Origin of the sequence: Acinetobacter sp. YH12219, assembly GCF_013417875.1 — a bacterium.
GTDB classification, from domain to species: domain Bacteria; phylum Pseudomonadota; class Gammaproteobacteria; order Pseudomonadales; family Moraxellaceae; genus Acinetobacter; species Acinetobacter amyesii.
On the sequence record NZ_VPDC01000022.1, the window covers coordinates 16,311 to 34,551 of the forward strand.

Here is an 18,241-nt window from a genome sequence, read left to right on the forward strand (position 1 = left end):
GACCTCTTATTTTTAGCTGCTAAGTTCAATTTGATTTGAGCTTAGCATCAGAATAAGTCAATTTTATAAAACACAAATTGGCGATTTAATATTCAATTTTATTTAAGATAGCACAAAAAAAAGCACTCCGAAGAGTGCTTTTTTGAATGATTCTGTAATCAGAATTTAGGCATCAATATCCGCATTTAACGCATTTTCTTCAATGAAAGCACGACGTGGTTCCACATCATCACCCATCAAACAAGAGAACATACGATCAGCTTCAATCGCATCCTGTACCGTTACTTGCAGCATGTTACGGTTCTCAGGATCCATTGTGGTTTCCCAAAGCTGTTCAGCATTCATCTCACCCAAACCTTTATAGCGCTGAATCATCATGCCACGGCGTGAGTCTTGTAGGATGTTTTGCCAAACCTGATGGAAGCTATTTACTGGAATTTTGCGCTCACCTTTTTGTAGGTAAGCACCTTCTTCCAATAAGGTGAACCAACTCTTCGAATTTTTGAGTAAACGTGCATATTCGCCTGAACCCAATAGACCTGAATCTAACAAGTATTGGTGCGGTAAGTTATGAACATAGATGGTAATACGCGGGAAATAGGTCGCTGACTTATTGCCTTCGGTATCTTCATGCTCAAAAGTTTCTAAGCTTAATTCAGGACGTAAGCTAGGTTGAGTTTTCTCAATATTGGCACGTAGTTGCTCACCCCAAGTCTGTACATAGTCTTGGTTATTTGCGTGATCTAACTTAAAGCCTTCTACTGCCAATAAACCATCCAACACACTTGCAGGATAACGTACAGTCAGACGATGCAAGCTCTTTTGAGAGGTTTGATAATCCGCAATCACACCCGCTAAAGCCTCACCACGAATGGCTGGTGCTTCTGCACTGATGTGTAATTCAAGCTCATCAATTGCATTTGAAATCAGGTAAGTCTCAAGCGCATCATTATCTTTGATGTACTGTTCTTGCTTGCCTTTTTTCAGCTTATACAACGGTGGCTGTGCAATATAAATATATCCACGTTCCACAAGTTCTGGCATTTGACGGAAGAAGAAGGTCAACAGTAGCGTACGAATGTGCGAACCATCGACGTCGGCATCGGTCATGATGATGATTTTGTGATAACGCAGTTTGTCTGGGTTATATTCCTCACGGCCAATACCACAGCCTAAAGCGGTAATCAATGTTCCCACTTCTTGAGAAGAAATCATCTTGTCAAAACGTGCACGTTCCACGTTGAGGATTTTACCTTTCAGCGGCAAAATCGCTTGCATCTTACGGTTACGGCCCTGTTTTGCAGAACCACCCGCAGAGTCACCTTCGACTAAGTAAAGTTCAGACAACGCAGGATCTTTTTCTTGACAATCGGCCAATTTACCGGGCAAGCCTGCAATATCAAGCGCACTCTTACGACGAGTCATTTCACGCGCTTTGCGTGCTGCATCACGCGCACGTGCTGCATCAATAATCTTACCTGCAATCGATTTAGCGGCTTGTGGGTTCTCTAAAAGATATTCAGAGAACGACTTATTCATTGCTTGCTCAACCGCAGTTTTCACTTCGCTCGACACCAATTTTTCTTTGGTTTGCGAAGAAAATTTTGGATCAGGCACTTTCACCGAAACAATCGCAGTTAAACCTTCACGCGCATCATCACCAGAAACCGCCACTTTCTCTTTTTTGAGTAAGTTTTCGCTTTCCATGTAGCTGTTTAAGCCACGAGTTAATGCAGCACGGAAACCCGCTAAATGCGTACCACCATCTTTTTGTGGAATGTTATTGGTAAAGCAACGAACATTTTCCTGATAAGAATCATTCCACTGCAATGCAACTTCTACACCAATGCCATTATCGGCTTGAGTGGTGAAATGGAAGATATCGTTGAGATGTGTTTTACCTTGGTTAATGTATTTTACGAATTCAGATAAGCCGCCTTCATAGTCATACACATGTTCAAGGTTTACACGTTCATCACGTAGAACAATACGTACACCAGCGTTTAGGAATGATAATTCACGTAAACGACGTGCCAAAATATCGACATTAAAAATAGTCTGGCTAAAGGTTTCTGCACTAGGGTAGAAACGGACTGTTGTACCTGAAGTTTCAGTCACACCAGTTTCACGTAATTTATAGACAGGATCGCCATGGCGATATTCCTGCTCATAGCTCTTACCCGCACGACGAATATTTAATAGGAGCTTTTCTGATAAAGCGTTTACAACTGAAACGCCAACACCGTGAAGACCACCTGAAACCTTATAACTGTTATCGTCAAATTTACCGCCAGCATGTAGAATCGTTAAAATCACTTCTGCTGCAGAAACACCTTCTTCTGGGTGAATGTCGGTAGGAATACCACGGCCGTTATCCGATACGCTTACAGATTCATCTTCATGAATGGTGACTTGAATTTCGTCACAATGACCTGCCAACGCTTCATCAATTGAGTTATCGACAACTTCAAACACCATGTGGTGTAGGCCAGTACCATCGTCAGTATCACCAATATACATGCCCGGACGTTTACGTACAGCGTCTAGACCACGTAATACTTTGATGCTAGAGGAATCATAAGCTTTTTCTATGGTTTGTTCTGTTTGAGAAGCAGCTTGATCTTCTGAACTCATGGTTTCTCCCTAGTGAAAAATAGGTCTATCCAAAGGTGGTATTTCATTGCACAACAGCCTGCACCGTACCATTTTCAACTTTGAATAATTGATAAGAAATAGATAAATCATGTAAGTGTTTTTGCACTGAATCATGGTCTAAAGTGGTAATAAAAACTTGACTACCAAGATGGCTTAAACGCTCAATTAAACGCTGTTGTGCGGTTAAATCTAATTCTGCTGTCAGATCATCTAATAATACCACAGTTTCCTTATTACAAGCATGTAGCATTGCAATCTGTGACAGTTTTAACGCCATGATCAATAACTTTTTTTGCCCACGTGAGAGCACAACATCAGCATCCCCCATAGCAGTTTTTAACCTTAAATCTGCACGGTGCGGACCATACTCAGTAAAGCCACGCTCGCAGTCTTTAAAATGCTGATTAGTCAGATCATTCAGCAGTCCTGTTTCAGCATGAAAGCCTGCACTATATTCCAATGTCACTGTTAAATCAGGCAATAATGCTTCAAGATCTTGTTGGAAATATCGAGTCCACTGTTCCACCACATTGCTGCGTAGACTATGTAATATCTCACCATAGTCACTGAGCATTTTGTTCCACGGTTCTAAGTCAGACAGACTCAAATGACGTCGTGATTTCAGTAAACTATTCCGCTGTTTTAATGCCCGTGCATAATATTGCCATGCATGGTAAAACTCCGGTTCCACGTGGAACATCAACCAATCTAAAAGTTGACGTCGTGGCTTCGCACCATGATCAATGATATCCGTACTTTGTGGGTCGATGAGTTGTAGCGGTAAAATCTTAGCCAACTGCCCTTGTGTCCCCACTAGGTCGCCATTGACTTTAATCACTTGCTCGCCCGACTGCATTTTTTGCATACCAATGCGGTCTGTTGCAGACTGCGCAAAGACGACAGCGTCAGGGCTATTATTTTGAATATAGTTTTTCGGAATATGGGTTCGAAAAGAACGTCCAGTTGCCAGCAAATGTACTGCTTCTAATACAGACGTTTTACCTGAACCATTTTGCCCATAAAAGACATTAAACGGCTGCAACCCAGAGAGTGCAACCGTCTTTAAATTTCGAACACGTTCTACATGTAAACGCGTGATATGCATAATAATTGAGACGTCAGTCCGAATTAAACACGCATTGGCATCACAACATAGGTTTGATCTTGTTGCTGTGGATCTTGTACCAATACCGACTGGTTCGCTTCTGTCATGGTCATTGCAACATCATCACCATCCAATACATTCAGAACTTCCAATAAGTACTGTGCATTAAACGACATTTCCATCGGTGCATCTGCATATTGAATCGCAAGATCTTCGATTGCTTCATCTTGCTCAGGGTTATTGGCACGAAGTTGTAAAGTGTCCGCATCAAACTTCAAGAATACGCCGCGCAATTTTTCATTACTTAAAATCGCTACACGTTGCAGTGATTGTTTAAATACATCATGTGCAATGCGCACGTTTTTATCGCCACCACGTGGAATCACACGGCGGTAGTCTGGGAATTTACCATCGATCAATTTTGTGGTGAAACGTACGGTAATATCACCCTGCTCTTTATCACGGCTGGCAATAGTAATTGTTACATTTAATAATTCACGACCAATTAACAACGATAATTGCTCGTCTTCAACACTCAATAGACGCTGCAATTCACCTACAGCTTTACGTGGAACAATCGCTTGCATTGCTTGTGTCGCATTCGAGCTTGCCGCTGTTTCACACATCGCCAAACGGTGACCATCGGTCGTTACTGCACGCAATTGATTTTCATCAATTTCAAGCAAAGTACCTGTCAAATAGAAACGCACATCTTGAACCGCCATGGCAAAAGATGTTTTCTCAAATAAACGCTTTAACTCACGCTGAGTCACACTGACTTGAGTGCCTTGAGTATTTTCAGTGGTTAATAATGGATAGTCTTCTGCAGGCAAAGTACCCAATACAAAACGACTGTTTCCAGATTTTAAAATACAACGTTGATCTTCAGTAATTTGCAAATCAATCAATGCCGCTGACGGTAATGATTTACAGATATCCATCAATTTACGTGCAGGAACAGTCGTCACACCTGCTTGTAAACATGCACCTTCAGTAAGTGATGTGCTTGCAACCAGTTCCACTTCAAGATCCGACCCCGTAATGGTCAAAGCTTGCTCTGTTACCTGTACTTTTACATTGGATAAAATATTTAAGGTATGGCGACGTTCAACCGCTCCTACGACATGTGATAGAACATTCAGTAAGCTTTCTTTCGCGATTTTTAAACGCACGATACATTCCTCTAAAAACTGAAGATAGACAAAATAAATTAATTTTTTAGCAGTGTACTATGCGGCAGAATATACCGCATTGCAAGAACAGAATTTGAACGAAAAGACTTAACTTTGCAGCAGACGTTGCAAGTTTTTATAGTCCTCATTGAAGATTGGATCTTCTTCACGCAGGCTTTGTACTTTTTCACAGGCATGCATCACAGTACTGTGGTCACGATTACCAAAAGCCATACCAATTTCAGGGAAACTATCCCCTGTCAGTTCACGTGCTAGCCCCATAGCCAACTGACGTGGACGTGCATAAATACGTGTACGTTTTGGACCAACCAATTCTTTCAATGGAATACGGAAATATTCACTCACCACACGCTGAATGTTTTCAGTACTGATGGTGCGCGCACGAATTGCCAACACATCTTTTAACGATTCACGCACCACATCTAGATCGATTGGGGTGCCTTTAAAACGAGAAATGGCTACGACTTTATTCAGCGCACCTTCTAGTTCACGGACATTAGCAACCACTTGTTGAGCAATAAACAGCGCACAATTCCGTGGAAGTTCCACCCCATTGCTTTCCGCTTTTTTCAGTAAAATTTCAATACGGGTTTCAATATCAGGCGGTTCAACACCCACCGATAAGCCCCATGAAAAACGTGAAACCAAACGTGGATCTAGCTCAGTCAGTTCTTTTGGATAACGATCTGAGGTTAAAATGATTTGTTTAGATTCATCCAATAACGCGTTGAAGGTATAGAAAAACTCAACTAAGCTGGCCTCTTTACCCGCCAACAAATGAATATCATCCACCAATAACAAATCTAGCGAACGACAGTTTTTCTTGAATTCTTCGACCTTACCTTGCTGTAGCGAGCTCACAAAGTCTTGTACAAAACTTTCAGCCGTCATGTACATCACACGTGCATTCGGCTTCGCTTGCAATAATGCATTACCTACGGCTTGCATTAAATGGGTTTTACCTAAACCAGTCGGTCCATATAAAAATAACGGGTTATGCTGCGAAGCACCGGGCTGCGTCAAGACTTTACGACAGGTTTCTGCCGCCATCTGATTGGAACGGCCTTCAACAAACAAGGAAAAGGTAAATAATGGGTTAAGCTGACGCTTACGGTTATTTTTTGAAGACGTCTCTTCTTTTTCTTTTTTAGGACGAGTCGGTGCCGATACTTGTGGTGTTGACTCTAATGCTGCGGTGGTTGTTGCTGGTTGTTCAGCTGCAGATAAAATTGCACCAGGCCGTGAATCAACCAAAATCTCAACTTTACGTACCCGACCTTCAGACAACTGTTCCGCTAAAATTGAAATCAGTTCTAAATGGTGCTCTTGAATATAGCGTGTCCAATACGGATTCGGTGCGTAGAGTTTTAGACTATCACCTGCATCTTCTGCCACCAGTGGGCGTATCCACATTGTATAGACATTTCCTGAAAGCTCTTGTCGCAAGCGAGTTAAGCAGTCTGTCCAAAGCATGTGAAACCCCTATTTCAGTCCATTGTACGTAAAAAAATAATTCAACCCCGCCTAAGCGGGCAGCCATTCTAACCATCTTATCCACATCTGTCATGAACAAATCAGTCGAAATCGATCAAAAAAACGCAAATTGAGTTTAAATTTAAATTTAAATCACATGTGGATAAGTTTATCTGCAAGCTGTGGATAAATTGTAGCACAAAGTTATCCACAAACTATCAAAATTATAAAAACATCGTTATCCACAATGTAATTATTTGTTTTTTAAATCTAAAAATACGTTTTCCACAGAAAATATCAACACTAATAGTAATAAATTTAAATTTTAAAATTTGAATTTATTTATAAGATCGACCCATTCTGGGGATAACTTGATGGTTGGTTTAAATTCAAATTTAAATTCATAAAAACCAATTCACAAATTTGAGATTGTGGATAAATCTGTGAGTAAACTTGAAGATAACTTAAATGATTAATATATACAATGATTTAGTTTGTGAATATTTTAATTTAAAACTTTCTGACTGATTTCTAATCCTTATATTATCTTGATATATCACAGCCTAGATTTTGAAAGAAAGCGTGTTTTTCATTGACAGCTCAAGCAATGAGCACTAAAATCGCGAACCTTTACTGAAAGATCATTTGTGGAGTTTCGATATGAAACGTACTTTCCAACCTTCTGAGTTGAAACGTAAACGCGTTCATGGTTTCCGTGCTCGCATGGCTACTAAAGCTGGCCGTCAAGTATTAGCGCGTCGTCGTGCAAAAGGTCGTCACAGCTTAACTGTTTAATTTCAGTTAAGACTGTCAAGACTTGGGTGTTATGACAACACTTTACGGCTTTAGCACAGATGTGCGAATACACTGTGCTGCCGATTATAAAAGTGTGTTCGATGGTGCGCTTTTTAAAGTGCATCAACCCCATTTCTTATTTCTAGCAAAAATCTCCGAACAGCCGAATAGCCGTTTGGGTATTGTTGTTGCTAAGAAAAAAGTGCGCCGCGCACATGAAAGAAATCGAGTAAAACGACTTGCACGCGAAAGTTTTCGCCTGCATCAACAGCAGTCTAATGTATTAGATATTGTCGTTATGCCAAAAATGGGCATAGAGGCGGTACCGAATGCAGAGTTGCATCAGCAATTACAATTTGCTTGGCAAAAATTGCAGCGCCTTGCAAATAAGCATAAAAAAATAGCTACCTCCCCACAAGCGTAGAGATGACCAATGGTTCGTTTACTGCATTGGCTCATTCGTTTCTATCAGATTGCGATTAGTCCTTTATTGGGACCACGCTGTCGTTATATTCCAACATGTTCTCAATATTCTTTGGAAGCAGTCCATCAACATGGTGCTGTACGTGGAGTGTGTCTAGCTGTTCAGCGTATTTGCCGTTGTCATCCTTGGGGCGGTTCAGGCTATGATCCTGTTCCATCAAAAGCAATTCGTTTTATTTCATTTCAGCAAATAGATTCTCAAACGCTTCACGTTGCTGTACCCTTTCGTGAACGTTTATTGAACCAAAATCACTCTAACCACTTGGGGTAATACCTATGCAACAATGGGCCAGGATTGCAATTCTAGGGGCCATGTTTGTTGTCGCATATTTGCTCATTTTGGCTTGGCAGAAAGATTATGGAAATGCGGAACAAAAACCTCAGCAAAATGCTGCGGTGGTAACGCATGAAGTATCTGCCGATTTACCAAATGGCCAGACAGCTACGGCTGCTACTGATGTGCCGCAAGCAAATAATGCTGCTACACAACAAACAACAGATGCCACTGCACCTGTTAGTCAACAGTTAATTTCAGTACAAACTGACCTTTACCATCTTTGGATTAATCCAAAGGGTGGCGATATTGTTCGTATTGAATTACTCAATCATGACAAAAATAAAGACAGCGACGAACCGTTTGTAATGCTTGAAAGCGATGCGAAACGGACTTATGTTGCTCAGTCTGGCTTAATTGGTCTTAATGGCCCTGACGGCAATCCGAAAGGACGTCCGACCTATGAGATTGAAAAATCTTCATATACGTTAAATGACGCAAAAGCTGTGAAGGGTAAAAATGGCCAAACAGCAAAAGTTTTGTCAGTACCAATGGTTTATAAAACAGCAGATGGTGTAGAGGTTATTAAAACCTTTAACTTCACTGAAGGTGAATACCCTGTTGTCGTGAATCATAAAATCGTGAACCGCAGTGCTCAGAACTGGCAAGGTCAGATGTTTGGTCAGCTTAAACGCGACAACTCTGAAGATCCAGGTAAATCTGATCAAGGTATTTTCACTTTAGGTACATTCCTTGGTGGTGCATGGGGTTCGCCTGAAGAACATTACAACAAACTTAAATTTGCCAACTTCAATGAAGAAAAATTGAATGTTGAAGCAACTGGCGGTTGGGTTGCAATGGTTCAGCATTACTTCGTGAGTGCGTGGATTCCTGGACAGATCAAATTAACGCAAGCCAATGGTCAACCGTATGCTGCGAAACTTGAGTCACGTAAATCTACTGATGATATGAACATTATTCAGTTCACATCGCCTGCAATCAATGTTCCTGCAGGAACTGTGGCAGAAGTAGATGCAACGTTCTATTCAGGTCCAAAAATCCAATCTGAATTGAAAGAATTGGCGGTTGGTTTAAACCAAACTGTAGACTACGGTTGGTTATGGCCTATTGCGAAATTATTATTCGTCGGTCTTGAGTTTTTCCACGGTTTAGTGGGTAACTGGGGTTGGTCAATTATTCTATTGACGATTCTGGTGAAACTGATCTTGTGGCCATTGTCGTCGAAGAGCTACCGCTCTATGGCGAAAATGCGTGTGATTGCACCTGAAATGCAACGCATGAAAGAAGAGTTCGGTGAAGACCGTATGCGCTTCTCGCAAGAAATGATGGCATTGTATAAACGTGAACAAGTGAACCCACTATCAGGTTGCTTGCCGTTATTGCTCCAAATGCCGATCTTCCTTGCTTTGTACTGGGTATTGATGGAGTCTGTTGAACTTCGTCATGCGCCATGGTTAGGTTGGATTCAAGATTTATCTGCGATGGATCCGTGGTTTATTTTGCCGCTATTAATGGGCTTAACCATGTTTATTCAGCAAAGTTTGAACCCACAACCGGCTGATCCAATGCAGGCGAAAGTCTTCAAAATCATGCCAGTGATCTTTACGGTATTTATGTTGTTCTTCCCTGCGGGCCTTGTGCTTTACTGGATCTGTAACAACAGTATTACTATTCTTCAACAAGGTTTGATTAACAAATCTGTTGAAAAAGAACGTTTAAAACGTGAAGCGGCTGACTCAGCAAACTAAGCATTGCTGATGGGCTGAATAAATCCGCTTAAGATGGTAATCTTAGGCGGATTTTTCTTTATCTGTCGTTTGAAAATTTTTAGGTGAATTTTATGTTAAACCGAACCACCATCGCAGCAATTGCCACACCGCCGGGTCGTGGTGGTGTCGGCGTGATTCGCCTGTCTGGTCCCCAATCTTATGCCATTGCAGAAGCATTAACGCAGCAATCCCTGCCTGAAGCACGTTTTGCTGGTTTCCGTAAGTTTTTTGATGCATCGAATGAAATCATGGATGAAGGTTTGGTGATTTGCTTTCCAAATCCGCACTCTTTTACGGGGGAAGATGTGGTGGAGCTTCAAGGTCATGGCGGCCCCGTTATTCAAAATGCATTATTGGCGCGGTTACTTGAATTGGGCGCTATTGCTGCAAAAGCGGGCGAATTTTCAATGCGCGCCTTTGAAAATGGCAAAATGGACTTGGTGCAAGCCGAGGCGATTGCCGACCTGATTGATGCCACCTCACAAGCTGCTGCGCGTTCTGCGGTACGTTCATTACAAGGTGCTTTTTCGAGCAAGGTCAATACGGTGTTAGAAAAACTTATCCATTTGCGTTTGCATGTGGAAGCAGCGATTGATTTTCCTGAAGAAGAAATCGACTTTTTGGCGGATGGTAAGATTTTGGGCTTATTGGATGAAGTGGCAAGCTCGGTCCATGCTGTACAGCAGTCTGCTCGTCAAGGTCAGTTACTACGTGAGGGTTTACAAGTGGTGATTGCCGGTAAACCCAATGCAGGTAAGTCATCTCTACTCAATGCTTTGGCGGGTGTGGAACGTGCGATTGTGACGGATATTGCAGGTACGACACGTGATGTTTTACATGAAAAAATCAGCCTCAATGGTTTGCCGATTACTTTGACCGATACCGCTGGTTTACGTGAAACCGGTGATATCGTCGAAAAAGAAGGGATTCGCCGCGCAATTAAAGAAATTGAGCAAGCTGACTTGTTACTTTTGGTCTATGACTTAAGTCAGGGCGAAGATCCACTGCAATTGGCTCAAGCGTACTTCGCCGATCATATTGAACCGAAGCGTTTGATGCTGATTGGTAATAAATGCGATTTGACGGGATCTACCGCGGAAATGACCGATTTAAACGGTTTTCGACATATTCGTGTTTCGGCTAAACAAGAAACCGGCGTTCAAGCGCTTATTGATGCGATTACAGCGCATGCAGGCTTTCAACCAGAGGAAGACACCTTTATTGCTCGAACACGCCATTTAGACGCAATGAAGCGCACGCAGCGCTATCTTGCAGAAGCACGTGAGCAGTTGGTGGTTTATCATGCGGGTGAGTTGGTAGCCGAGTCTCTACGTTTGGCGCAAAATGCCTTAGGTGAAATTACGGGCGATTTCAGTGCAGATGATCTACTCGGTAAGATTTTTGGATCGTTCTGTATCGGAAAGTAATTTCAATTTAAGTTAATATTCTAATAAGTTCCAGTAAGTTACTATGTTAATTAAATAGCATTAAGTTTTAACAACTTAGTGCTTTTTTATTGCATTGTCATTCTTCCAATATGTTCAATGTGTTCAACTAGTGTTATGATTTTTTTAGTCACTACTAAGTCACAAGATTTAAAGTGGCTATATTTTTTATATGGTGACTAAATTATGGCCTCAACAGAAAAGATATTTTTTTCTACAGACAGAGAAATAAAAAATTTAAAAGCAAGTGAAAAGAGATATACAGCTAAAGATACGGTAGCCAATGGCTTGTTCTTGGATATAACAACGACTGGTGTTAAGTCATGGTGGTATCGTTATTCTTTAAATGGGAAACAGGAAAGACTGGTTTTAGGCCGTTATCCTGATTTGTCACTGAAAGATGCTAGACAGATTCGAGATGAGTCATCGTCATTGGTGGCTAAAGGTATTTCACCAAAACAGAATAAAAATAAGGTTACGAATATTCTATTGTTTAAGGATTACGGTGAGCGTTATTTAAATGAGGTCATTAAAAAAGACCGTAAAAACCCTTACAACATGGTTTTATGCCTGAATAATGATATTTACCCAATGATGGGCCACATACCTTTAGATCAAGTCAGCATTGAAGATATACGCCGTACAATATGGCGCAAAAAAGAACAGGGATATGATGCGGCAGCTAACCAAGTTAGAGGCTTATTAAAGCGCATGTTTGATTATGCAATAACTTGGGGCCTGGTGTCGTATAACCCCGTGTTAGCTATACCATCACGACAAATACATAAAGCAAAACCTAGAGATCGATATTTAAGTACAAGTGAAATCCGTACTTATTACACCACCCTCTTAAATTCAAGAATTCACCGACCTAGAAAGTTGGGCCTTTTACTTTCATTGCTGACCTTGGTTAGAAAGTCCGAATTATTACGTGCTAAGTGGGAACATGTGGACTTTGATAATCGTATATGGCTTATTCCTGAAACAAAGGCAGATAGCACCACAGGCCATAGCCGTGAAATGGTCGTCTATATGTCAGACCAAGTGATTGAGATATTCAAAGAATTAAAAACGATTGCTGGTGATGAGCTTTATGTTTTTGTAGGTAGGAAATCAGGTACACATATTAGTCACAATGCTTTTAACACAGCTCAAAAGTCAGCATTATCTTTAACAGATATACCCAACTTCACTGTTCATGATTTGCGCCGTACAGCAAGTACGCATCTAAATGAGCAAGGCTTTAATAGTGATGCAATTGAGGCTTGTTTAAACCATACGGCGAAAGGTGTTAGAGGTGTATATAACAAAGCAAAGTATGAAAAAGAGCGTACAGAGATGATGCAAAAGTGGAGTAACTTTATATTCAGTGTAATTTATGAGCGAAATATAATCTTCTTTAATGCGTCTAAAATAATTAATACAGCTTGAATTGTAAAATATTGTAAAAAAATCAATGATAAATGAGTAAATAAACATTATGTTCATTTGAACACTGTGTTTAATTGAACATAATGTTTATAAAAAACAGTATTTTATAAAATTATAAATCTCAATGGTGTACGTGAATTTTAAATTTAAAAATTTAACCGTGGGCATATAAATATTTTGATATTTACAGATGCTAGATGTTCAAAAGTGCTTTTTTAACTGATTTTAAGATGGGTAGTAATTTTATTATGACTCTTATAGAGTTATAGCAAGTTCATTGAGTTGCAATATATACAAAGCAATCGATAAATAATAAAAAAGACCAAGTACGCCAATACTTGATCTTTTTGTGAAGCAGTTGGCTTTGGTAACGCCAATTACCAGAAGCCTTTATTTTTTAACTTTGCCATGACAGGGCACAAACTAGGAAAACTAGAATGTAGATAAAGTCAAAAATCTTACATACATGCGAATAGTAATGAACCTAAACTATTCGTTAACGAATAAATTAGCATACCATCTTTATTCCACAAAGAATAATATTGAAAGTTAATTTCAGTAGATGTGTGTCTAAATAGTTGTAAATAGCTATGTGTGTAATGAATATAAATACAGCTTTATTCTAGTAACTAAATTTGTGTCTAGGCATTTCCGTTTCGGAGAATGTTTAGATGAATACATCTAAAAATCAAAAAATTGAAAATAATCGCTTAATTCGCCGCAAAGAAGTTCAAGTTAAAACAGGACTTTGCGGTTCATCCATTTACGCTATGATGGCAAAAGGAGAGTTTCCTAAGCCATTACAGTTGTCTGAAAGACGTGTTGCTTGGATTGAATCGGAGATAGATCAGTGGATTACGGAAAGAGTAGAAAGCCATAGAGCCACCAATGCAATTTTGGAGGCTTAAATCATGCAAAATCATCAAGCCCAAGTTTTAAATTACTTGAAAAGTGGTAAGACATTGAGTCAAACCGAAGCTATTACCTATTTTAACTGCTACCGTCTAAGTGCTGTCATTAATCGTTTACGTAATATTGGTTACGACATATTGACTCATAGAGTGCCAAATTCAAATAAAAAAGGCTCTCATGCTTGTTACGAACTTAATGAGGCGTAGGCATGAATTTATCTATTTTTAATTTAAATAAACACGACGTTAGTGTACCGAATAATATCCATAAAATTACTCGTCAACGACTTCAATCTTCTGACTTTGCACACAAGCAAGGTTTAGTTGAAAGCATGTCTTTATCACTGAAAAAAGTATGGGGAGAGTAATTATGTCTAACCAGGCCCAAAAAACTTACAATTCACTTTTAAGCAGTATTGATACTTTCTTTGTTCCACATGCTGAAGCCAATCATTTAAATGCTCAAGATATTGTTTCTGGATTAATATCAAGTTCAATGAATATTTCTGAAGCTACTTTTCAGTGTTTTGATAGTAATAATGAGTTAATGATTGATGGAAGTGTTGTAGCTGGCCTTATTCTCGAAATTAAAACAAACCTAGAGATGATTGAAAAAATACTACCTTTAGCGTTTAAAGGTGAGGAAATTTGATTATGTCTAATCAAACCCAAATTATCCTGAATAAATAAAAGGCGATGACACTATGAATATCACCGCCCCCATCAAACCCGATTCGATTCTAGCAAATTGCACGCTATTAAATCCATCCGATAAGGAATATATCGAGCATCCCATTATTAAGCGTTTCGGCAGTCCATTACAGCCGATCTATGTTGATCAATGCAAAGTAGATATTGAAGGCATTGAGTATGACAACCCTTTAATTTTTCCTATCGTGAATGGCCAGCTTGAGCAGATCCAATGCGCCGTATTACAGGATGGCCAACGTGTGCAAATCGTACCTGATGGATTGGCCAAAGGCTTTGCAAAGTATGGGGATTTTGACTATGACAAGTCAGTAATCATTACTTATGGACTGGAGGCATTTTTTAAGATTGCTCAAACAGGTTATGCCGTTGTATTGGTTGTGTTGCCTATGTTATGCAATAAGAAGCCAACAGAACTCAAGCCGTTTGATTTTGAGCAAACTCAATTTGTAATTAATCAGTTATCAAAGGCAGGCTATACCAAACTTTATATGCCAGTCCGACCTGAACACTTAGAGGCATTCCAAAACCTTGAGAAAAACAGTCTTGTTCGATTGCTCAATCAATTTCAAAAGGTAGGTGAAAGCGAGTTTTTAAATGAGCTTTTACAGGATGATGATGCAGAGGAAGTAAAAGCATTTCTTGATTATGCCATTGAGCAATTGCCCGAACCCGACCGTTTGCCCAAAGGACATTTAGCCAAACCATTTCGTTATGGTGATGGTGTATTTCATCTATTCAAAGATGGCTTGTACTACATCGAACAGACCAAAGATGACGAATATAAACGCTATATCTCAAGTCCTATTCGAGTATTGGCTCAAACGAGAGATACTACTAATAACGCCTGGGGACGTTTGCTCGAATGGTATGATGCTGATGGGGTCAAACATACTCAAGCCCTATCTATGGAGTTATTTCAGTCTGACGGCGTAGAGCTGCGAAAAGCCTTAGCGTATCAAGGTGTCATTATTGCACCCGATGGCAGAGCAAGGAACTTATTGCAAAGTTATTTGATGAGCTACCCGACTGAAACAAGGGCGTTATGTGTTGATCGTGTTGGATGGCATGACGATGTATTTGTATTGCCGAATAAGCAGATCGGACTGCATGAAAGTGATGATTTAATCGTTTATCAAACGACACAAGGCATTGATAACAACTATCAAAGCAAGGGTACGCTTGAACAATGGCAAAAGGGTATTTCTATTCCCCTTGAGGCTCACTCAAAATTAGTGGTTGCACTAAGCTCGGCTTTTGCAGGTCAATTACTTGCACCACTGGAGCAACAGTCAGGTGCAGGCGTTCACTTTAAAGGGCAATCTTCTAAAGGTAAAACCACGGCGTTATATGTCGGTTGTAGTGTATGGGGCAAACCAAGCAACTATTGCAAAACATGGAAATCGACCGGCAATGCTTTAGAGCATACGGCGTATATTCACAATGATGGGTTCTTGGCACTGGATGAGATTGGAGAGGTCGCCAATCCTAAAGAGCTGGGCAACATTGCTTATATGCTTGCCAATGGTAAAGGCAAGGCACGATTAACCAAGCAAATCACGGCTAAACCCTCATACACATGGAAAGTTATATTCTTGTCTACAGGTGAAAAGAGCCTCAAGGAAATCATGCAGGAACACGGACAAAAAACCAAACTTGGTCAAGAAATCCGTTTGATTGATATTGATATAGACCAGTCCGAATATGGCTTATTTGATCAGATTGACTTTGCCGACGATGGTGCAAAACAATCAAGGCTACTTGTAGAGCATTCTAATCAGTCCTATGGCGTTGCAGGCATGGCGTGGTTGAAATACCTCACCAGTGATAAGAAAAATGTCATTAGCCAAGCTAAGCAGCTATTAGAGCAATATAACCTTGAATTGGTTGCAGAACATAAACAAGGTCATATTGTACGAGTGGCGAATGCCTTTGCCCTTATTGCCGTTGGAGGCGAGCTTGCTACTCAAGCAGGGATTACAGGATGGCAAACAGGTACAGCATTTAACGCTGTGAAAACTGTCTTTAGTCAATGGGTGAATAGCTTTGAATATGTCGGGGACTATCAAACCAAAGAGTATATTTTGCATGTCAAGGCATTCTTTGAGGCGAATGAATCCAGCCGCTTTGAATCGATAACACCTGACCCTAACCATATCGATAAGATTTTCAATCGAGTGGGCTACTGGAAGATAGAGAACGGCGAAAAGTTGTTTCTTGTGTTGCCTGAGCAATTTAAAAAGGAAGTATGCAAAGGACACGATAGTCGAAAAGTAGTAAAGGCTTTATTGATTGAAAAATTATTAGAGCATGATACAGGTAAGAGTACTAAAACAGTTCGCCTACCTAGTCGGACGAAAGCTATTCGAGTTTATGTCGTCAAAGACGCTCTATTTAGTTGGGAATAGTAAAAATATAGGGCAACAAGGGCAATATAGGCAACATGCTTGATATGACTGTATTACAGGCTGTTGCCTCATTCTTTTGGCCTGGGCAACAAAGGCAACACATAAAATTATTCTTATGTTTTATTTTAACTTTACTGAAATTTTACCCACGTTACCCTTTAAAAAAAATATTTCGAGTTAATGTATGGCAATTAATTATGATTCAGGCGGTTTTATCATCGGTGAGCGACGGCTCAAGGAAATGTCAGAAGGCATTACCAAGATTGAAGATAATACCGCACAGATTTTAAAAATTATTTCAGATGGTCAATTGGCATTAGAACAAAACATTAAAGTGCTTGTTTCGACCAATAAGACCGGCTTAGATCGACAAAACCGCGATGCTAAGTCAGTTTCGGCAACAGAGCAAAGCCAGGCCATAAAGAAAACGGTAGAGGCTGCAAGCGATCTTGTGTCTGTATCGCGTGATGTGCTTCGTAAAGCGCGTGAAGATGATTTGAGTGAACGCCGTAAGGTTCGGTCAGTTGATTCTAGTGGAGGTGTATCAAGTGCGTCTGACCGCACACAGCGAGAGCATGAGCGTGATTCAAAGGGCCGCTTTACATCGGGTAATGGTAACGAAAGCCGTGGGCTATTTAGTTGGATTAAGAGTCTGAAAGGTAGCGTTGAAGGTGCAAATGTGGATGTGGGCGGCGTGGACCCGACCATTGATGCATTACGTGAAGTGAAAGACGTTGTTTCCCCAGTGGGTCGTGTCTTTGGTGGCATGGGTGCGCGTGCTATCGGTGTATTTCGTGGCCGTATGAAAAAACGTGCTGCAGATGAACAATTGCCGCAAGAACAAATCAAAGCGAATAAAGAGCAGCAGCGAAGCGATAAACAGCGCAATAGTCTATTACGTCGTTTGATCGATGCTGTGCGTTCCGGTGATAAAGGTGGTGGCATTGGTGATGCTTTAGGCGGTTTATTTGGTGGCCTGGGTAAACGTGGTGGCGGACTATTCAAAAAGGGCGGAAAATTATTGCTTAAACGCTTGCCATTCCTCGGTGCCTTGGTTGGCGGTGCATTCCTGGCAAAAGACTGGAAAGGCTTAGATACCAAAGGAAAAGGCAAGGGCCTGGGGCAAATTATTGGGACCGCTGTAGGTGGTGCTTTAGGGGCCTTTGGTGGGCCGGCCGGTGCGGTGGCCGGTGGTGCATTGGGTAACTGGTTAGGCGGTATTTTTGGGGAAAAGGTCGGCGGATGGGTTGATCAACTCAAAGGTGAAGACTGGACCGGTATCTTTAAAAGTGCTGTATCTGGCCTGACTAATATTTCGAAAAAACCTTTATTCCCTATCGATTGGGTGAAACCATTGGCAATGGTGCGGTCAGCCTATGGGATAAGGCCAAAAGCTTTGGTAGTCGAGTTTTTGACGGTGGTGACGGTAGTTCAATCACTAAATCAGGAGCATTTTCAGCAGATAAACAAAAATCGATCAGTCGAGTAGCTAAAAATATTGGCGTCGACCCTAACGATTTAGCTTCAATTATTTCGTTTGAAACTAGCGGGACATTTAATCCGAACATTA

At 40.7% G+C, this 18,241-nt stretch carries 16 protein-coding genes; 12 read left to right on the plus strand and 4 right to left on the minus strand.

What is annotated here, in order from left to right:
• Positions 1–165 precede the first annotated feature (165 nt).
• From gyrB to dnaA, 4 genes are all read right to left on the minus strand, one after another.
• On the minus strand, positions 166–2,634 hold the full coding sequence (gyrB, locus tag FTV04_RS13660; RefSeq protein WP_180089978.1) for a DNA topoisomerase (ATP-hydrolyzing) subunit B: 2,469 nt from the start codon (positions 2,632–2,634) through the stop codon (positions 166–168).
• 43 nt (positions 2,635–2,677) lie between these two features.
• Positions 2,678–3,760 (minus strand): DNA replication/repair protein RecF, encoded by a 1,083-nt coding sequence (recF, locus tag FTV04_RS13665; protein WP_180074177.1) that lies wholly within the window; start codon positions 3,758–3,760, stop codon positions 2,678–2,680.
• Positions 3,761–3,783: 23 nt separating this feature from the next.
• On the minus strand, positions 3,784–4,932 hold the full coding sequence (gene dnaN / locus FTV04_RS13670; RefSeq protein ID WP_180089980.1) for a DNA polymerase III subunit beta: 1,149 nt from the start codon (positions 4,930–4,932) through the stop codon (positions 3,784–3,786).
• Between the two features lie 108 nt (positions 4,933–5,040).
• A complete protein-coding gene (gene dnaA / locus FTV04_RS13675; protein ID WP_180005504.1) occupies positions 5,041–6,426 on the minus strand; it encodes a chromosomal replication initiator protein DnaA in 1,386 nt (461 codons plus the stop codon).
• Positions 6,427–7,086: 660 nt separating this feature from the next.
• On the opposite strand from dnaA, the gene rpmH reads away from it, so the two are divergent.
• From rpmH to FTV04_RS13735, 12 genes are all read left to right on the plus strand, one after another.
• The gene (rpmH, locus tag FTV04_RS13680) at positions 7,087–7,221 is read left to right on the plus strand and encodes a 50S ribosomal protein L34 (protein ID WP_000831329.1); all 135 of its coding nucleotides are present in this window, start codon (positions 7,087–7,089) and stop codon (positions 7,219–7,221) included.
• A gap of 31 nt (positions 7,222–7,252) precedes the next feature.
• Entirely contained in the window at positions 7,253–7,645 is a 393-nt protein-coding gene (gene rnpA / locus FTV04_RS13685; RefSeq protein ID WP_078189509.1) for a ribonuclease P protein component, read from the plus strand.
• A 9-nt stretch (positions 7,646–7,654) separates the two neighbouring features.
• The gene (yidD, locus tag FTV04_RS13690) at positions 7,655–7,975 is read left to right on the plus strand and encodes a membrane protein insertion efficiency factor YidD (protein ID WP_078189510.1); all 321 of its coding nucleotides are present in this window, start codon (positions 7,655–7,657) and stop codon (positions 7,973–7,975) included.
• Positions 7,976–7,980: 5 nt separating this feature from the next.
• Positions 7,981–9,747: a membrane protein insertase YidC gene (yidC, locus tag FTV04_RS13695; protein ID WP_180089982.1), complete on the plus strand. Its 1,767-nt coding sequence runs from the start codon at positions 7,981–7,983 to the stop codon at positions 9,745–9,747.
• A gap of 92 nt (positions 9,748–9,839) precedes the next feature.
• The gene (gene mnmE, locus FTV04_RS13700; RefSeq protein WP_180089984.1) at positions 9,840–11,195 is read left to right on the plus strand and encodes a tRNA uridine-5-carboxymethylaminomethyl(34) synthesis GTPase MnmE; all 1,356 of its coding nucleotides are present in this window, start codon (positions 9,840–9,842) and stop codon (positions 11,193–11,195) included.
• A 204-nt stretch (positions 11,196–11,399) separates the two neighbouring features.
• The gene (locus tag FTV04_RS13705; RefSeq protein ID WP_180089986.1) at positions 11,400–12,644 is read left to right on the plus strand and encodes a tyrosine-type recombinase/integrase; all 1,245 of its coding nucleotides are present in this window, start codon (positions 11,400–11,402) and stop codon (positions 12,642–12,644) included.
• 671 nt (positions 12,645–13,315) lie between these two features.
• Positions 13,316–13,552, plus strand: a complete 237-nt coding sequence (locus tag FTV04_RS13710) for an AlpA family transcriptional regulator (protein ID WP_180089988.1) — start codon at positions 13,316–13,318, stop codon at positions 13,550–13,552.
• Positions 13,553–13,555: 3 nt separating this feature from the next.
• Complete coding sequence (locus tag FTV04_RS13715) at positions 13,556–13,762, plus strand: helix-turn-helix domain-containing protein (RefSeq protein ID WP_180089990.1); 207 nt, start codon at positions 13,556–13,558, stop codon at positions 13,760–13,762.
• 2 nt (positions 13,763–13,764) lie between these two features.
• On the plus strand, positions 13,765–13,923 hold the full coding sequence (locus FTV04_RS13720) for a hypothetical protein (protein ID WP_180089991.1): 159 nt from the start codon (positions 13,765–13,767) through the stop codon (positions 13,921–13,923).
• A gap of 2 nt (positions 13,924–13,925) precedes the next feature.
• A complete protein-coding gene (locus FTV04_RS13725; protein WP_180089993.1) occupies positions 13,926–14,207 on the plus strand; it encodes a hypothetical protein in 282 nt (93 codons plus the stop codon).
• Positions 14,208–14,259: 52 nt separating this feature from the next.
• Positions 14,260–16,671, plus strand: a complete 2,412-nt coding sequence (locus tag FTV04_RS13730; RefSeq protein WP_180089995.1) for a DUF927 domain-containing protein — start codon at positions 14,260–14,262, stop codon at positions 16,669–16,671.
• Positions 16,672–16,855: 184 nt separating this feature from the next.
• Positions 16,856–18,160 carry a hypothetical protein gene (locus FTV04_RS13735; RefSeq protein ID WP_180089997.1) on the plus strand — a complete coding sequence of 435 codons (1,305 nt, stop codon included), beginning with the start codon at positions 16,856–16,858 and terminating at the stop codon, positions 18,158–18,160.
• Positions 18,161–18,241: the final 81 nt, after the last annotated feature.